Annotated in this window: 1 pseudogene; it reads left to right on the top strand. The window is 36.7% G+C overall.

Features of this window, described 5'->3' with window-relative positions:
• Positions 1-284 precede the first annotated feature (284 nt).
• Positions 285-507: pseudogene (locus tag SB773_RS29995) on the top strand (group II intron reverse transcriptase/maturase); the annotation flags it as partial.

The raw sequence follows: 507 nt of genomic DNA, 5'->3' as shown, positions 1-507 counted from the left end.
AGTTCTTTCTATAATAGATATAATTCAACGTTGTAAGCTGATAACGTGGAGGGCTTACTCCTAAAGAAGCGTTGATAAGGAAAACACTAGTGAGAATAGCTACTGTATAACTTATCTTTGTATCAGTGAAAGTGGTGGCACAGTACCGATGAAAGGTCTAATCAACCCGAAGGGATAGCCACTAGACTAGTGAAGAATCATTCAACCATGTAAGACAGTTCTTTATCGGTTAATAAGGTTCTTGTGAGACTAAAAGAGGTTCAACTCCCAAGGGAGTCACCGACTTGTTGAAACGAAAGAAACTGAGACACAGTGAGTATTACGATATGCAACATTGTTTTGACAACTTGTATGCTCAAAGTGTAGATGGTCAAAATTTCTATGGCTTAATGAAACTGATTAGTTCCAATGAAAATATACGTCTCGCTTATCGAAATATCAAGAGAAATACAGGGAGTAAAACGGCAGGGACAAATAAGTTAACGATTGACGATATTAAACTTTTAT

The sequence above is a fragment of the Bacillus sp. SIMBA_074 genome (genome assembly GCF_046534555.1).
In the GTDB taxonomy this organism is placed as follows: domain Bacteria; phylum Bacillota; class Bacilli; order Bacillales; family Bacillaceae_G; genus Bacillus_A; species Bacillus_A mycoides.
The sequence above is the reverse complement of the archived record's forward strand: the minus strand, read 5'-3'. Positions and strand labels throughout refer to the sequence as shown.